Source organism: Streptomyces sp. E11-3, from assembly GCF_046540415.1.
Lineage (GTDB): Bacteria > Actinomycetota > Actinomycetes > Streptomycetales > Streptomycetaceae > Streptomyces.
On record NZ_JAZGRL010000001.1, the window covers coordinates 3,037,909 to 3,053,352 of the forward strand.

11 protein-coding genes and 1 tRNA gene are annotated in these 15,444 nt (G+C 66.5%); 1 reads left to right on the forward strand and 11 read right to left on the reverse strand.

The annotated features are described in order from the left end of the window. The 11 genes from U9R90_RS13785 to U9R90_RS13835 all read right to left on the reverse strand — a co-directional run. A partial coding sequence (locus tag U9R90_RS13785) for a DUF1707 domain-containing protein (RefSeq protein ID WP_411056728.1) occupies positions 1-284 on the reverse strand: 284 nt, incomplete at its 3' end. Positions 285-448: 164 nt separating this feature from the next. After that, complete coding sequence (locus U9R90_RS13790) at positions 449-4,348, reverse strand: DNA-directed RNA polymerase subunit beta' (protein WP_411057733.1); 3,900 nt, start codon at positions 4,346-4,348, stop codon at positions 449-451. Positions 4,349-4,468: 120 nt separating this feature from the next. Further along, positions 4,469-7,954, reverse strand: coding sequence for a DNA-directed RNA polymerase subunit beta (rpoB, locus tag U9R90_RS13795; protein ID WP_411056729.1), 3,486 nt, complete (start codon positions 7,952-7,954; stop codon positions 4,469-4,471). Between the two features lie 549 nt (positions 7,955-8,503). Further along, positions 8,504-8,887: a 50S ribosomal protein L7/L12 gene (gene rplL / locus U9R90_RS13800; RefSeq protein ID WP_411056730.1), complete on the reverse strand. Its 384-nt coding sequence runs from the start codon at positions 8,885-8,887 to the stop codon at positions 8,504-8,506. A gap of 114 nt (positions 8,888-9,001) precedes the next feature. Then, entirely contained in the window at positions 9,002-9,529 is a 528-nt protein-coding gene (rplJ, locus tag U9R90_RS13805; RefSeq protein WP_411056731.1) for a 50S ribosomal protein L10, read from the reverse strand. Positions 9,530-9,947: 418 nt separating this feature from the next. Beyond that, positions 9,948-10,925: a hypothetical protein gene (locus U9R90_RS13810; protein WP_411056732.1), complete on the reverse strand. Its 978-nt coding sequence runs from the start codon at positions 10,923-10,925 to the stop codon at positions 9,948-9,950. A 136-nt stretch (positions 10,926-11,061) separates the two neighbouring features. Further along, a complete protein-coding gene (gene rplA, locus U9R90_RS13815; RefSeq protein ID WP_411056733.1) occupies positions 11,062-11,784 on the reverse strand; it encodes a 50S ribosomal protein L1 in 723 nt (240 codons plus the stop codon). A gap of 80 nt (positions 11,785-11,864) precedes the next feature. After that, positions 11,865-12,299, reverse strand: a complete 435-nt coding sequence (gene rplK, locus U9R90_RS13820; protein ID WP_156726493.1) for a 50S ribosomal protein L11 — start codon at positions 12,297-12,299, stop codon at positions 11,865-11,867. 163 nt (positions 12,300-12,462) lie between these two features. Then, positions 12,463-13,350 carry a transcription termination/antitermination protein NusG gene (gene nusG, locus U9R90_RS13825; protein WP_411056734.1) on the reverse strand — a complete coding sequence of 296 codons (888 nt, stop codon included), beginning with the start codon at positions 13,348-13,350 and terminating at the stop codon, positions 12,463-12,465. A gap of 77 nt (positions 13,351-13,427) precedes the next feature. Next, positions 13,428-13,709 carry a preprotein translocase subunit SecE gene (secE, locus tag U9R90_RS13830; protein ID WP_411056735.1) on the reverse strand — a complete coding sequence of 94 codons (282 nt, stop codon included), beginning with the start codon at positions 13,707-13,709 and terminating at the stop codon, positions 13,428-13,430. Between the two features lie 110 nt (positions 13,710-13,819). Next, positions 13,820-13,892, reverse strand: a tRNA-Trp gene (locus U9R90_RS13835). 251 nt (positions 13,893-14,143) lie between these two features. On the opposite strand from U9R90_RS13835, the gene U9R90_RS13840 reads away from it, so the two are divergent. Then, the gene (locus U9R90_RS13840) at positions 14,144-15,370 is read left to right on the forward strand and encodes a pyridoxal phosphate-dependent aminotransferase (RefSeq protein WP_411056736.1); all 1,227 of its coding nucleotides are present in this window, start codon (positions 14,144-14,146) and stop codon (positions 15,368-15,370) included. Positions 15,371-15,444 lie beyond the last annotated feature (74 nt).

A 15,444-nucleotide genomic window follows, 5' to 3' on the forward strand; every position in this document is an offset into this window, starting at 1 on the left:
ACCGGGGGCATCTGGGGCGGTGGGTACATCTGCGGCTGGGGATAGGGCATCGGGGGCCGGTACACCGGCACCGGGCCCTGCGGGAGATCGGCGAGCAGTGCGTTGAGCTCGCCGTAGGTACCGGCCTTGTAGAGCCTGCTCAGCCGCTCGTCATAGGCGGGCTTGGTGAGCCGCCCCTCGGCGAACCCGGCCTTCAGCACATCGGCCGCGCGCTCCCGGTCCGCATCCGAGGCGCGCATCATCGAGTTCTGTCCGGCCTGCCAGCCGTGAAACTCCATCGACATGTCAGCACCTCACCGCCTCTCCCCCTTGTGCCCGCCTCCATAGTCTCTGACGTTTGGCGCTTACGGCCAGGTTCCCAGGAGACCGGTTCTCACGGGTTCCGGCAAGAACGCCGCAGGGCGGCTCCCCCCATCGGGAGAGCCGCCCTGCGGTGTGGTGCTGTCGCCTACTGGTTGTACGGACCGTAGTCGTAGTCCTCCAGCGGAACGGCCTGGCCGGAGCCGGTGCCGAACGGCGAGTAGTCGATGTCGTCGTAGCCGACGGCCGAGTACATCGCGGCCTTGGCCTCCTCGGTGGGCTCCACCCGGATGTTGCGGTAGCGGGACAGACCCGTACCGGCCGGGATGAGCTTACCGATGATGACGTTCTCCTTGAGGCCGATCAGGGAGTCCGACTTGGCGTTGATCGCCGCGTCGGTCAGAACCCTGGTCGTCTCCTGGAAGGACGCCGCCGACAGCCACGACTCGGTGGCGAGCGAGGCCTTGGTGATACCCATCAGCTGCGGACGGCCGGAGGCCGGGTGGCCGCCTTCCTTGACCACACGACGGTTCTCGGTCTCGAACTTGCCACGCTCGACCAGCTCGCCCGGCAGCAGCTCCGCGTCGCCGGACTCGATGATCGTCACCCGGCGCAGCATCTGCCGGATGATGATCTCGATGTGCTTGTCGTGGATCGCCACGCCCTGCGAGTTGTAGACCTTCTGGACCTCGCCGACCAGGTGGACCTGGACCGCACGCTGGCCGAGGATGCGCAGCACGTCGTGCGGGTTCTCGGTACCCACGGTGAGCTTCTGGCCCACCTGGACGTGGTCGCCCTCGCCCACCAGCAGGCGGGAGCGCTTGGAGATCGGGAACGCCGTCTCGTCGCTGCCGTCGTCCGGGGTGACGACGATCTTCTTGGTCTTCTCGGTCTCCTCGATACGGACCCGACCGGCCGACTCCGAGATCGGAGCCATACCCTTCGGCGACCGGGCCTCGAAGAGCTCGACGACACGCGGCAGACCCTGGGTGATGTCGTCACCGGCCACACCACCGGTGTGGAAGGTACGCATCGTCAGCTGGGTGCCGGGCTCACCGATGGACTGGGCGGCGATGATGCCGACCGCCTCACCGATGTCGACCAGCTTGCCGGTGGCCAGCGAACGGCCGTAGCAGAAGGCACAGGTGCCGACCGCCGACTCACAGGTCAGGACCGAACGGGTCTTGACCTCCTCGACGCCGTTGGCGACCAGGGCGTCGATCAGGACGTCACCCAGGTCGACGTTGGCCGGCGCGATGACCTTGCCGTCGATCACGACGTCCTCGGCGAGCATCCGCGCGTACACCGACGACTCGACGTTGTCGGCCTTGCGGAGCACACCGTCGGCGCCCTTGCTGGCGATCTTCAGCTTGAGGCCGCGGTCGGTGCCGCAGTCCTCTTCGCGGATGATGACGTCCTGCGAGACGTCCACCAGACGACGGGTCAGGTAACCCGAGTCGGCGGTACGCAGGGCGGTGTCCGCCAGACCCTTACGGGCACCGTGCGTGGAGATGAAGTACTCCAGTACGGACAGACCCTCACGGAACGACGCCTTAATGGGCCGCGGGATGGTCTCGTTCTTGGCGTTGGACACCAGACCACGCATACCCGCGATCTGACGCATCTGCATCATGTTTCCTCGAGCACCGGAGTCCACCATCATGAAGATGGGGTTGGTCTTCGGGAAGTTCGCGTTCATGGCCTCGGCGACGTCGTTGGTCGCCCGGGTCCAGATGGTGATCAGTTCGTTGGTGCGCTCGTCCTTGGTGATCAGACCGCGCTCGTACTGCTTCTGGACCTTCTCGTCCTGGGCCTCGTAGCCCGCGACGATCTCCTTCTTCGCCTCGGGAACGACGACGTCGGAGATGGCGACGGTGACACCGGAGCGGGTCGCCCAGTGGAAACCGGCCGCCTTCAGGTTGTCGAGCGTCGCCGCCACGATGACCTTGGGGTAGCGCTCGGCGAGGTCGTTGACGATCTCGGAGAGCTGCTTCTTGCCCACCGAGTAGTCGACGAACGGGTAGTCCTCGGGCAGCAGCTCGTTGAAGAGCGCGCGGCCCAGGGTCGTACGCAGCCGGAAGGTGTCACCCTGCTGCCACTCGGGCTCGCCCTCCTCGCGCGCCGGCGGGGTCCAGCCGCGCGGCGGGATGGTGCCCACCGGGAAGCGGACGTCGATCGGCGCCTGGAGCGAGAGCTCCTTGGCGTCGAAGGCCATGACCGCCTCGGCCGTCGAGGCGAAGGACCGGCCCTCACCCTTGACGTCCCGCATCTCCTTGTCCGTGGTGAGGAAGAAGAGACCGAGCACCATGTCCTGGGTGGGCATGGTCACGGGACGGCCGTCGGCCGGCTTGAGGATGTTGTTCGAGGACAGCATCAGGATGCGGGCCTCGGCCTGCGCCTCCGCGGACAGCGGCAGGTGCACGGCCATCTGGTCACCGTCGAAGTCCGCGTTGAACGCGGTGCAGACGAGCGGGTGGATCTGGATGGCCTTGCCCTCGACCAGCTGCGGCTCGAAGGCCTGGATGCCGAGGCGGTGCAGCGTGGGTGCACGGTTCAGCAGCACCGGGTGCTCGGCGATGACCTCTTCGAGCACGTCGTACACGACCGTGCGGCCGCGCTCGACCATGCGCTTGGCGCTCTTGATGTTCTGCGCGTGGTTCAGGTCGACCAGGCGCTTCATCACGAACGGCTTGAAGAGCTCCAGCGCCATGTACTTCGGCAGACCGCACTGGTGCAGCTTGAGCTGCGGGCCGACGACGATGACGGAACGCGCGGAGTAGTCCACACGCTTACCGAGCAGGTTCTGACGGAAACGACCCTGCTTGCCCTTCAGCATGTCGCTGAGGGACTTCAGCGGGCGGTTACCGGGACCGGTGACCGGGCGACCGCGGCGGCCGTTGTCGAACAGCGCGTCGACGGCCTCCTGCAGCATCCGCTTCTCGTTGTTCACGATGATCTCGGGGGCACCGAGGTCAAGGAGACGCTTGAGGCGGTTGTTGCGGTTGATCACACGGCGGTACAGGTCGTTCAGGTCGGAGGTCGCGAAGCGGCCACCGTCCAGCTGCACCATCGGACGCAGGTCCGGCGGGATGACCGGCACGCAGTCCAGCACCATGCCCTTGGGGCTGTTGCTGGTCTGCAGGAACGCCGAGACGACCTTGAGGCGCTTGAGCGCACGGGTCTTCTTCTGACCCTTGCCGGTACGGATGATCTCGCGGAGGCGCTCGGCCTCCTCGTCCAGGTCGAAGGACTCCAGGCGCTTCTGCAGCGCCGCGGCACCCATCGAGCCGTCGAAGTACGTGCCGAAGCGGTCACGCAGCTCGCGGTAGAGCAGCTCGTCGCCCTCGAGGTCCTGGACCTTGAGGCTCTTGAAGCGGTTCCACACCTCGTCGAGACGGTCGATCTCGCGCTGCGCACGGTCACGCAGCTGCTTCATCTCACGCTCGGCGCCCTCTCGCACCTTGCGGCGCACATCGGCCTTGGCGCCCTCGGCCTCAAGCTCGGCCAGGTCGGTCTCGAGCTTCTTGGCGCGGGCCTCGAGGTCGGAGTCGCGACGGTTCTCGATCTGCTGGCGCTCGACGGAGACGTGGGTCTCCAGCGACGGCAGGTCGCGGGTACGACGCTCGTCGTCCACGTACGTGATCATGTACGCGGCGAAGTAGATGACCTTCTCAAGGTCCTTCGGGGCGAGGTCGAGCAGGTAGCCAAGGCGCGAGGGAACGCCCTTGAAGTACCAGATGTGGGTGACGGGAGCGGCCAGCTCAATGTGGCCCATCCGCTCACGACGCACCTTGGCGCGAGTGACCTCGACGCCGCAGCGCTCGCAGATGATGCCCTTGAAGCGGACACGCTTGTACTTACCGCAGTAGCACTCCCAGTCCCGGGTCGGACCGAAGATCTTCTCGCAGAAGAGTCCGTCCTTTTCGGGCTTGAGGGTGCGGTAGTTGATGGTCTCCGGCTTTTTGACCTCGCCGTGGGACCAGGTTCGGATGTCGTCCGCGGTCGCCAGGCCGATCCGCAGCTCGTCGAAGAAGTTGACGTCGAGCACTGTCGTCAATCCCTCTTTCAGGGTCGTGCCCCTCGCGTTAGCGAAAAATGGGCTCTACATCATGGTCTGTACGGGTCCGGGGCGACCGGGGCTCCTGGTAGGGAGCCCCGGCCAGGCCCGTCAGACCTCTTCGACGCTGCTCGGCTCGCGCCGGGACAGGTCGATACCGAGCTCCTCCGCGGCGCGGAAGACGTCCTCATCCGTGTCGCGCATCTCGATGGACATACCGTCCGAGGACAGCACCTCCACGTTCAGGCACAGGGACTGCATCTCCTTGATGAGCACCTTGAAGGACTCGGGGATGCCGGGCTCGGGGATGTTCTCGCCCTTGACGATGGCCTCGTAGACCTTCACGCGGCCGGTGACGTCGTCGGACTTGATGGTCAGCAGCTCCTGGAGGGCGTACGCGGCGCCGTATGCCTCCAGCGCCCACACCTCCATCTCACCGAAGCGCTGACCACCGAACTGGGCCTTACCACCCAGCGGCTGCTGGGTGATCATCGAGTACGGGCCGGTCGACCGCGCGTGCAGCTTGTCGTCGACCAGGTGGTGGAGCTTGAGGATGTACATGTACCCGATCGAGATCGGGTCCGGGAACGGCTCACCCGAACGGCCGTCGAACAGCCGCGCCTTGCCGGACGGCAGCACCATGCGGTCGCCGTCGCGGTTGGGCAGGGCGTGCTCGAACAGGCCCGTGAGCTCGTCCTCGCGCGCGCCGTCGAAGACCGGGGTCGCGACGTTCGTACGGGTCTCGACGCGGTCGGCGCCGATGGCCTGCAGGCGCTGCGCCCACTGGTCGTCCAGCCCGGAGACGTCCCAGCCCTGGCTGGCGAGCCAGCCGAGGTGGATCTCCAGCACCTGTCCCGGGTTCATTCGGGACGGCACACCCAGCGGGTTGAGGATGATGTCGACCGGGGTGCCGTCCTCCAGGAACGGCATGTCCTCGATCGGCAGGATCTTGGAGATGACGCCCTTGTTGCCGTGACGGCCGGCGAGCTTGTCACCATCGGTGATCTTGCGCTTCTGCGCGACGTAGACGCGCACCAGCTGGTTCACGCCCGGCGGCAGCTCGTCGCCCTCTTCGCGGTCGAAGACGCGGACGCCGATGACCTTGCCGATCTCGCCGTGCGGGACCTTCAGCGAGGTGTCACGGACCTCACGGGCCTTCTCACCGAAGATCGCGCGGAGCAGGCGCTCCTCCGGGGTCAGCTCGGTCTCACCCTTGGGCGTGACCTTGCCGACCAGGATGTCGCCGGCGACGACCTCGGCACCGATCCGGATGATGCCGCGCTCGTCGAGGTCGGCGAGGACCTCCTCGGAGACGTTCGGGATGTCCCGGGTGATCTCCTCCGGGCCGAGCTTGGTGTCACGGGCGTCGACCTCGTGCTCCTCGATGTGGATCGAGGAGAGGACGTCGTCCTGTACGAGGCGCTGCGACAGGATGATCGCGTCCTCGTAGTTGTAGCCCTCCCACGGCATGAACGCCACGAGCAGGTTCTTGCCGAGCGCCATCTCGCCGTCTTCGGTCGCCGGACCGTCGGCGAGCACCTGGCCCTCGACGACCCGGGCGCCCTCGTCGACCAGGACCTTCTGGTTGACGGACGTGCCCTGGTTGGAGCGGGAGAACTTGGCGACGCGGTACGTGGTGTACGTGCCGTCGTCGTTGGCGACGGTGATGTAGTCGGCCGAGACCTCCTGGACGACACCGTCCTTCTCGGCCTTGATCACGTCACCGGCGTCGACCGCGCAGCGGTACTCCATGCCGGTGCCGACGAGCGGGGACTCGGCGGTGATCAGCGGCACGGCCTGGCGCATCATGTTCGCGCCCATCAGGGCGCGGTTGGCGTCGTCGTGCTCGAGGAACGGGATCATCGCGGTGGCGACCGACACCATCTGGCGCGGCGAGACGTCCATGTAGTCGACGTCGTCGCCCGGGATGTAGTCGATCTCGCCGCCACGGCGGCGGACCAGGACACGGGCCTCTTCGAAGCGCATGTCCTCGCCGAGCGTGGCGTTGGCCTGCGCGATGACGAAGCGGTCCTCTTCGTCGGCGGTCAGGTAGTCGACGTGGTCGGTGACGACACCCTCGACGACCTTGCGGTACGGCGTCTCGACGAAGCCGAAGGCGTTGACCCGGCCGTACGAGGCGAGCGAACCGATCAGACCGATGTTCGGGCCTTCAGGGGTCTCAATCGGGCACATACGGCCGTAGTGAGACGGGTGCACGTCACGGACCTCGAAGCCGGCCCGCTCACGGGAGAGACCACCCGGGCCAAGCGCCGACAGACGGCGCTTGTGGGTGAGACCCGACAGCGGGTTGTTCTGGTCCATGAACTGCGACAGCTGGCTGGTGCCGAAGAACTCCTTGATGGAGGCGACGACCGGCCGGATGTTGATCAGGGTCTGCGGCGTGATCGCCTCGACGTCCTGGGTCGTCATGCGCTCACGCACGACGCGCTCCATCCGCGCCAGACCCGTACGGACCTGGTTCTGGATGAGCTCGCCGACGTTGCGCAGACGGCGGTTGCCGAAGTGGTCGATGTCGTCGGTCTCGACGACGACCTGGGCGCCGCTGTCGCCGACCGTCTCGGTCTCGCCGGCGTGCAGCTTCACCAGGTACTTGATCGAGGCGATGATGTCCTCGACCGTGAGGATGCCCGCGTCCAGCGGAGCGTCCGCGCCCAGCTTCTTGTTGACCTTGTAGCGGCCGACCTTGGCCAGGTCGTAGCGCTTGGGGTTGAAGTAGAGGTTCTCGAGCAGCGTCTGCGCGGCCTCACGCGTCGGGGGCTCGCCCGGGCGCAGCTTGCGGTAGATGTCGAGCAGCGCGTCGTCCTGGCCCTGGGTGTGGTCCTTCTCCAGGGTGGCGCGCATGGACTCGTACTCGCCGAACTCCTCGAGGATCTGCTCGGTGGTCCAGCCGAGCGCCTTCAGGAGGACGGTGACGGACTGCTTGCGCTTACGGTCGATGCGCACGCCGACCATGTCGCGCTTGTCGATCTCCATCTCCAGCCAGGCACCCCGGGACGGGATGATCTTGGCGGAGAAGATGTCCTTGTCGGACGTCTTGTCGATCGAGGAGTCGAAGTAGACGCCCGGCGAGCGGACCAGCTGGGACACGACGACACGCTCGGTGCCGTTGATGCAGAAGGTGCCCTTGTTGGTCATGAGCGGGAAGTCGCCCATGAAGACCGTCTGGGACTTGATCTCGCCGGTCTCGTTGTTGGTGAACTCGGCGGTGACGAAGAGCGGTGCGGCGTACGTGAAGTCGCGCTCCTTGCACTCGTCGATGGAGTTCTTCGGAGGCTCGAAGCGGTGGTCGCGGAACGTCAGCGACATCGACCCGGAGAAGTCCTCGATGGGGGAGATCTCCTCGAAGATCTCCTCGAGGCCGGACTTGGTGGGGACGTCTTGTCCGCTGTCCAGAGCCGCCTCGACACGAGCCTTCCAGGCGTCATTGCCGAGCAGCCAGTCAAAGCTCTCGGTCTGCAGCGCAAGAAGGTTCGGAACCTCGAGGGGCTCCTTGATCTTTGCAAAGGAGATGCGCAGCGGGGCGGTGCTGGCGCCGTTGTTCGTATTGGAGGTCGAGGCGTTGCGCGAGGCGGCCAAGAGGGGGTCCTTCCGAGGGCTCGGACTCACTACGCGCGTACCGGTCCCATATTTGAGCAGTCCAAGAGAAATCCCAGGTCAGGGACGTTCAATCAACGGTGCTCAAGCATGGGCATGCCCCTGGTGACGGGCAGGAGGCAGCTAACAGGCAGCGCAAAGGGTCAGTGTAGCCACTAGGCCCACTGATGTCCAGAGCGGGTTTTGATTCGACCCACGACTCCCTCTGAGGCTTGCTGTTGTCAGCACCTGCGGCAGACCCCTCGCCGCATAGGCGCCATATCCACACTGCCCTGTTCGCCAACGATCCATGCCTCGGATACGGATCGATGTGACGACGCGTCCTGAGAATTGCGCGCTGCGTGCGGTTCGTCAAGGCCCCCCTGCCCAAACCCGAGTACGACGAAGATCACCATACTCGGCCCAGCCACCTGTGCAAGGCACCCGTCACGGGAACGCCAAAGGGCGACCACCCGTATAGGTGATCGCCCTTGGCTAGCAGTCCGTTACACCCGAGGGTGCGCGAGACGAAGAGTCATCGACTCTGTGAGGTCACTTGACCTCGACGGAGGCGCCGGCGCCCTTGAGGGACTCGGCAGCCTTCTCCGCGACGTCCTTGGCGACCTTCTCGAGGACCGGCTTCGGGGTGCCGTCGACGAGGTCCTTGGCCTCCTTCAGACCCAGCGAGGTCAGCTCACGCACGACCTTGATGACCTGGATCTTCTTGTCGCCGGCGCCGGTCAGGATGACGTCGAACTCGTCCTGCTCGGCCTCGGCCTCGGCGGGGGCACCGGGGACACCGGCGACGGCAACGGCGGCCGGGGCGGCGGCGGTGACGTCGAACTTCTCCTCGAAGGCCTTCACGAACTCGGAGAGCTCGATGAGGGTCATCTCCTCGAACTGCGCGAGCAGGTCGTCCTGGGTGAGCTTCGCCATGATGGCGGTCCTTCCACTAATTCGGCTGGTGCCGGATGTACATGTGTGGCGGGCGTACGTTCGGGCCCGCTTCGACCGACGCCCTAGCGGGCGGCGGTCATGACGCGAGCCGAATTACTCGGCACCGCCCTGCTCGGCCTGCTTGGCACGAAGCGCCTCCGCGGTGCGGACGAACTTCGACGGGAGCGCCTGGAAGAGCGCGGCAGTCTGGGACTGCTTGCCCTTCATGGCGCCCGCCAGCTTGGCGAGCAGAACCTCGCGGGACTCGAGGTCCGCAAGCTTCTTGATCTCGTCGGCGGACAGCGCCTTGCCATCAAGGACACCGCCCTGAATGACGAGAGCGGGGTTCTCCTTGGCGAAGTCACGCAGACCCTTCGCCGCCTCGACCGGGTCACCGGTCACGAAGGCGACAGCCGTCGAGCCCTTGAGGTGCTCGTCCAGCTCGACCCCGGCCTCCTTGGCCGCGATCTTGGTCAGCGTGTTCTTCACCACACGGTACTGAGCGTTCTCGCCGAGAGAACGGCGGAGCTGCTTGAGCTGCGCCACGGACAGTCCGGTGTAGGACGTCACAACGGTTGCGTTGGATGCACGGAGCTTCTCCGTGATCTCTGCAACGGCTGCGACCTTGTCGGACGTCGCCATGTGCCTCGGCCTCCTTCCGGGGTGATGATCCTCGACTGACCTTTCGGTCAGCCGCGTTCGCCGGACCGCCTGTATCAGGCACGTGAAGAAGGGGGCTCTACATGACGAAACGCCCCGGCGCAGGCGCACGGGGCGTGGCTCGACCGGGCGAGACGAATCGACCGGGAGCAACTCCACAGACACCTGCGCGGGTCGTCCGCAGTTCAGCGGATCCTTCGGCCACCGCACCCACGATGTGGGCGCAGCAACGACCAGCGGTCTTTGGCTTCTGTGGAAGAGTACGCGAAGGCGTACGCGTCGAGCAAATCGGGCTCAATACCGGCCCGGACGCTGCTCGGACGCCTACTCAGGTGCCTGCTCTGGCGCCTGCTCAGGTGCCTGCTCGGACGCCCGCTCAGATGCCTGCTCGGACGCCTGCTCAGACGTCGCTGTCGATGCCGCCGAAGCCGTCCTCGCCGTCCCCGGCACCCCCGCCGGGGCCGTCCTCGCCCATCTCCTTCAGCATCTTGAGGAAATCGAACGTCTCGTCGGCCGGCGGGGCCTTCACCTCGGCCGCGGTGCCGTAGTCGGAGTACTTCGCCGACATCGTCACGGTGCCCTGGGGGCTGTCGATGCCGACGTCCATCCGGACCGGGTAACCGTCCTCGTTGACCCAGACCTCGGTGTCGTACCCCTCGATGCCGGCCTCTTCGATCGAGTCCAGGAGCTCGTCGCGCTTCTGCTCGTCCAGCATGCCGAGCGAGTCGTTGCTCTCCATCATCTCCGAGACGGTGAGCGTGCCCTTGTAGTGCTGGGTCTGTACGCCGTCGGTCTTCTCGGGTCCGACGTGCTTGAGGTTGGGCGACTCAAGGAGCACCGCCAGCTGCTGCGCCGGGTCCTGGTTCATGTCGTCCAGGCTGGCGGTCATCTGCTTGGTGAGGGCTTCGTCGCCGGACTCCTCGGCCATCGCGGCCAGGTCCATCTTCATCCAGCGCTTGCCGTCCATCTTCTCGGGAACGGCATCACCCATGTCCATGTACATGACGTTGTCGCGCCACAGCATCCGGATCTTGTCCGGGGCGCCCGGCGCCGACCCGAAGGCCGAGCCGTCAACCGTGACGTCCATCAGCGTCGGGTCCCAGCCCATGACGCCGGACATCTTCACCTCGCCGCCGCCCTCGATACCGTCCGGCATCGACATCGACATGTCGATCTTCGCCGACTTGGCGGTCGAGGTCTTCTCGTACGCGGCGGTGAGGGCCTCCGTCGCCGCCGAACGGGACTGGAGCTTCTTGCCCGCCTTCGTCGCGCCCTTGCCGGCGTCGTCACCGCCCGACCCCTGGCAGCCCGCGACACCCGCCAGTGCCACCGAGGCCACCAGTGCCATCCCGGCCCGCCGGTACGTACGTGTGCTCATGTCCCCACCCCTGTGTGATGTTGTTCCTCTTCCTGGACGCTACCGCATGGCCACGGCGGTACGAACGGAAAAAAGCCGGGCCCCGCACCCTTCGAAGAGGTGCGGGGCCCGGCCACGCTTCAGCGCGCCGTCACGATCAGACGGCGGCCGGGTCCTCCTCGACGAGGAGGTTGCGGGTGCGGTTCGAGTCCAGCGGAATGCCGGGGCCCATCGTGGTGGTGATGGCGGCCTTCTTGATGTAGCGACCCTTGGCTGCGGACGGCTTCAGACGGAGGATCTCCTCCAGCGCGGCGCCGTAGTTCTCCACCAGCTGGGTGTCGTCGAAGGACACCTTGCCGATGATGAAGTGCAGGTTCGAGTGCTTGTCGACGCGGAACTCGATCTTGCCGCCCTTGATCTCGGTCACGGCCTTGGCCACGTCCGGGGTCACGGTGCCGGTCTTCGGGTTCGGCATCAGACCACGCGGGCCGAGGACGCGGCCGAGGCGGCCGACCTTGCCCATGAGGTCCGGGGTGGCGACGACGGCGTCGAAGTCCAGACGGCCCTTCGACACCTCGTCGATCAGCTCGTCGGAGCCGACGATGTCGGCGCCCGCGGCGAGCGCGGCCTCGGCACGGTCACCGGTCGCGAAGACCAGGACCCGGGCGGTCTTACCGGTGCCGTGCGGGAGGTTCACGGTGCCACGGACCATCTGGTCGGCCTTGCGCGGGTCGACGCCCAGACGCATGGCCACCTCGACGGTGCCGTCGAACTTGGTCGCGGAGGTCTCCTTGGCGAGACGGACGGCCTCGAGCGGGGCGTAGAGCTTGTCCCGGTCGATCTTCGCGTCCGCAGCGCGGAGAGTCTTGCTGCGCTTCACTGCTACTCCTGGAGTTCAGGGATGGAGTTGTGGTGCGGGCCAGCGCTGGCCCTGCCACAGGGGTTCACAACGGGTGGGTGTCAGCCCTCGACCGTGATGCCCATGGAACGGGCGGTACCCGCGATGATCTTGGACGCGGCGTCCAGGTCGTTCGCGTTGAGGTCTTCCATCTTGGTCTGCGCGATCTCGCGGATCTGCGCCTCGGTGACCTTGGCGACCTTGGTCTTGTGCGGCTCGCCGGAGCCCTTCTCGACACCCGCGGCCTTGAGGATCATCTTGGCGGCCGGCGGGGTCTTGGTGATGAAGGTGAAGGAGCGGTCCTCGTAGACCGTGATCTCCACCGGCACGACCCAACCGCGCTGCGACTCGGTCGCGGCGTTGTAGGCCTTGCAGAACTCCATGATGTTGACGCCGTGCTGGCCCAGCGCGGGGCCGACCGGCGGGGCCGGGTTGGCTGCGCCGGCCTGGATCTGGAGCTTGATAAGCCCCGTGACCTTCTTCTTCTTGGGAGGCATTGCTCTCTCCGGGTCCTAGTGAGAGTGTTCCGCCGTCATCCGGTCATCCGGATGCAGGCATACCGCACAACGATAACGGGTATCCATGTGCAGCTAAAAACCGAGCAGGTCAGACCGGCTTTCGCAGCCTGTCTGACCTGGTCGGAAGCGGTTGTTCCAGAAGTCAGTTCTTCTGGATCTGGTCGAAGCTCAGCTCGACCGGGGTCTCGCGGCCGAAGATCTCGACCAGGCCCTTGACCTTCTTCGAGTCGGCGTTGATCTCGTTGATGGTCGCCTGCAGCGTCGCGAACGGGCCGTCGGTGACGGTGACCGAGTCGCCCACCTCGAAGTCCAGCACCTGGACCTCGACCTTGCGCTGCGGCGCCGGCTTGCCCTCGGCCTCGGCGGCCTCGCGGGCGGCCTTCTCCTCGGCCTCCGGGGCGAGCATCTTGACGATCTCGTCCAGGGTCAGCGGGTACGGGTCGTAGGCGTTGCCCACGAAGCCGGTGACACCGGGGGTGTTCCGGACGACGCCCCAGGACTCGTTCGTCAGGTCCATGCGCACCAGGACGTATCCGGGGAGCTTGTTCTGACGGATGGTCTTGCGCTCGCCGTTCTTGATCTGCGCGACCTCTTCCTGGGGCACCTCGGCCTGGAAGATGAAGTCCTCGACGTTCAGCGAGACGGCGCGCTGCTCGAGGTTGGTCTTCACGCGGTTCTCGTAACCGGCGTACGTGTGGATGACGTACCACTCGCCGGGGAGGGTGCGGAGCTCTTCGCGCAGGGCCGCAATCGGGTCGACCGGCTCGGCGGGCTCGACGTCCTCGTCCTCGGTCGCCTCGGCGACGACCTCGTCCGACGCCACCTCGGCCGCGTCCTCGGCCTCGTCGGCGCTCTCGGACTCGCCCTCGACCTCGACGTGCAGGGCGGCTTCCTCCGCGGGCACGCCCGCGGCGGCGTCGGCAGCCTCGGCCTGGTCCGGGTCCACGGAGTCCGCCGCCTCGACGATGCCGAGCTCGTCCGCTACGGACTCGACCGACTCGGTGGCGTCGTTCAGGTTCGGGTCAGACACTGTGGCTGCTTCTTCCTGGATACATATGGGTGGAACGCGCGAATGGGACGCCGGAGAGGGCGCCCTTCGCTCGACTTCTAGCCGAAGACGTACTTGACGGCTTCTGCGAAGCCAAAGTCAACCATCATCACGAACGCGATCATGATGACAACGAAGATAATTACCACTGTCGTGTAAGTGGTGAGCTGATTGCGAGTCGGCCAGACGACCTTGCGGAGCTCGGCAACGATCTGCCGGTAGAAGAGCGCGAAGCGGCCGAACGGGCCCTTCTTGGCGCGCTTGCCGCCCTTGCGGCCCTTCTTCTTGTCTGCCTCGTCCGGAGCATCAGGCATGTCGATGGAGCCCACGGCGTCCGTCACTCGTCCTCACCTGATTCCGGGTCGTGGCCGTGCCGCGCCCGGTTGAGCCGCACGGCTGTGCATTCTGCAGTACGTACATGCGCACACATCCTGGCGAAAGGTGTGTGTAGCAGGGCCGGAGGGACTTGAACCCCCAACCGCTGGTTTTGGAGACCAGTGCTCTACCAATTGAGCTACGACCCTTTGATTTCCCCCAACGTACCGCATCCGCCCAAGTGCACGGAGTGCGCGTGGTGAGTGCGACCGATGAGGGCCAACGAGGGAAGAGTGTACGTGGTCTGCGCCTCCGCGTCGAACAGACTGCGCTGCGCCCGCCCTTCGGACAGGGTCCCGCCCATCCTTCGGACAGCGTCCTGCTCCTCCTTCGGACGACGTACCGCCCGTCCGTGAATCCCGAGTGCCGGGGGTGTTCCCGGTCTGAAACGATGGGGCCCATGAGCGCTGCAACTCCTCCGACCGACCGCCGGGTCTCCGCCCGCATCGGTGCGATCTCCGAGTCCGCCACCCTCGCCGTCGACGCCAAGGCCAAGGCCCTCAAGGCCGCCGGGCGCCCGGTGATCGGCTTCGGCGCGGGCGAGCCCGACTTCCCGACGCCGGACTACATCGTCGAGGCCGCTATCGAGGCCTGCCGCAACCCGAAGTACCACCGCTACACGCCGGCCGGCGGGCTCCCCGAGCTCAAGGCCGCCATCGCCGCGAAGACGCTGCGCGACTCCGGCTACGAGGTCGAGGCCGCCAACGTCCTGGTCACCAACGGTGGCAAGCAGGCGATCTACGAGGCCTTCGCCACGATCCTGGACCCGGGCGACGAGGTCATCGTGCCGACCCCGTACTGGACCACGTACCCCGAGTCGATCCAGCTCGCGGGCGGCGTGCCGGTGTACGTCACCGCGGACGAGACGACCGGCTACCGGGTCTCCGTCGAGCAGCTCGAGGCCGCTCGTACGGAGAACACCAAGGTGCTGCTCTTCGTCTCGCCGTCCAACCCGACCGGCGCCGTCTACTCGCGCGAGCAGGTCGAGGAGATCGGCCGCTGGGCCGCCGAGAAGGGCCTGTGGGTCCTGACCGACGAGATCTACGAGCACCTGGTCTACGGCGACGCTGAGTTCTCCTCGCTGCCGGTGGTCGTGCCCGAGCTGCGCGACAAGTGCATCATCGTGAACGGCGTGGCCAAGACGTACGCGATGACCGGCTGGCGGGTCGGCTGGGTCGTCGGCCCGAAGGACGTGGTCAAGGCCGCGACCAACCTGCAGTCGCACGCGACCTCCAACGTGTCCAACGTGGCGCAGGCGGCGGCCATCGCGGCCGTGTCCGGCGACCTGACCGCCGTGGCCGAGATGCGTACGGCCTTCGACCGGCGCCGCCAGACCATCGTGCGGATGCTGAACGAGATCGACGGCGTCGTCTGCCCCGAGCCCGAGGGCGCCTTCTACGCCTACCCCTCGGTGAAGGGCCTGCTCGGCAAGGAGATCCGCGGCCAGCGCCCGGCCACGACGGTCGAGCTCGCCGCGCTGATCCTGGACCAGGTCGAGGTCGCCGTCGTTCCGGGCGAGGCCTTCGGCACGCCGGGCTACCTGCGGCTTTCGTACGCCCTGGGTGACGAGGACCTGATCGAGGGTGTCTCGCGGATGCAGAAGCTGCTGGCCGAGGCCAGGGACTGACGCGTACGCCGCCTCCACGCGAGCGGGCCTCCGGCTTCGGCCGGGGGCCCGTTTGTTCGTTCGGGTCCGCTTGT

Excerpts from the sequence above, each read along its gene's own strand:
- rplL (WP_411056730.1), bottom strand. The coding sequence starts at position 8,887 with ATGGCGAAGCTCACCCAGGACGACCTGCTCGCGCAGTTCGAGGAGATG.
- rplJ (WP_411056731.1), bottom strand. The coding sequence starts at position 9,529 with ATGGCGACGTCCGACAAGGTCGCAGCCGTTGCAGAGATCACGGAGAAG.
- U9R90_RS13810 (WP_411056732.1), bottom strand. The coding sequence starts at position 10,925 with ATGAGCACACGTACGTACCGGCGGGCCGGGATGGCACTGGTGGCCTCG.
- rplK (WP_156726493.1), bottom strand. The coding sequence starts at position 12,299 with ATGCCTCCCAAGAAGAAGAAGGTCACGGGGCTTATCAAGCTCCAGATC.
- U9R90_RS13840 (WP_411056736.1), top strand. The coding sequence starts at position 14,144 with ATGAGCGCTGCAACTCCTCCGACCGACCGCCGGGTCTCCGCCCGCATC.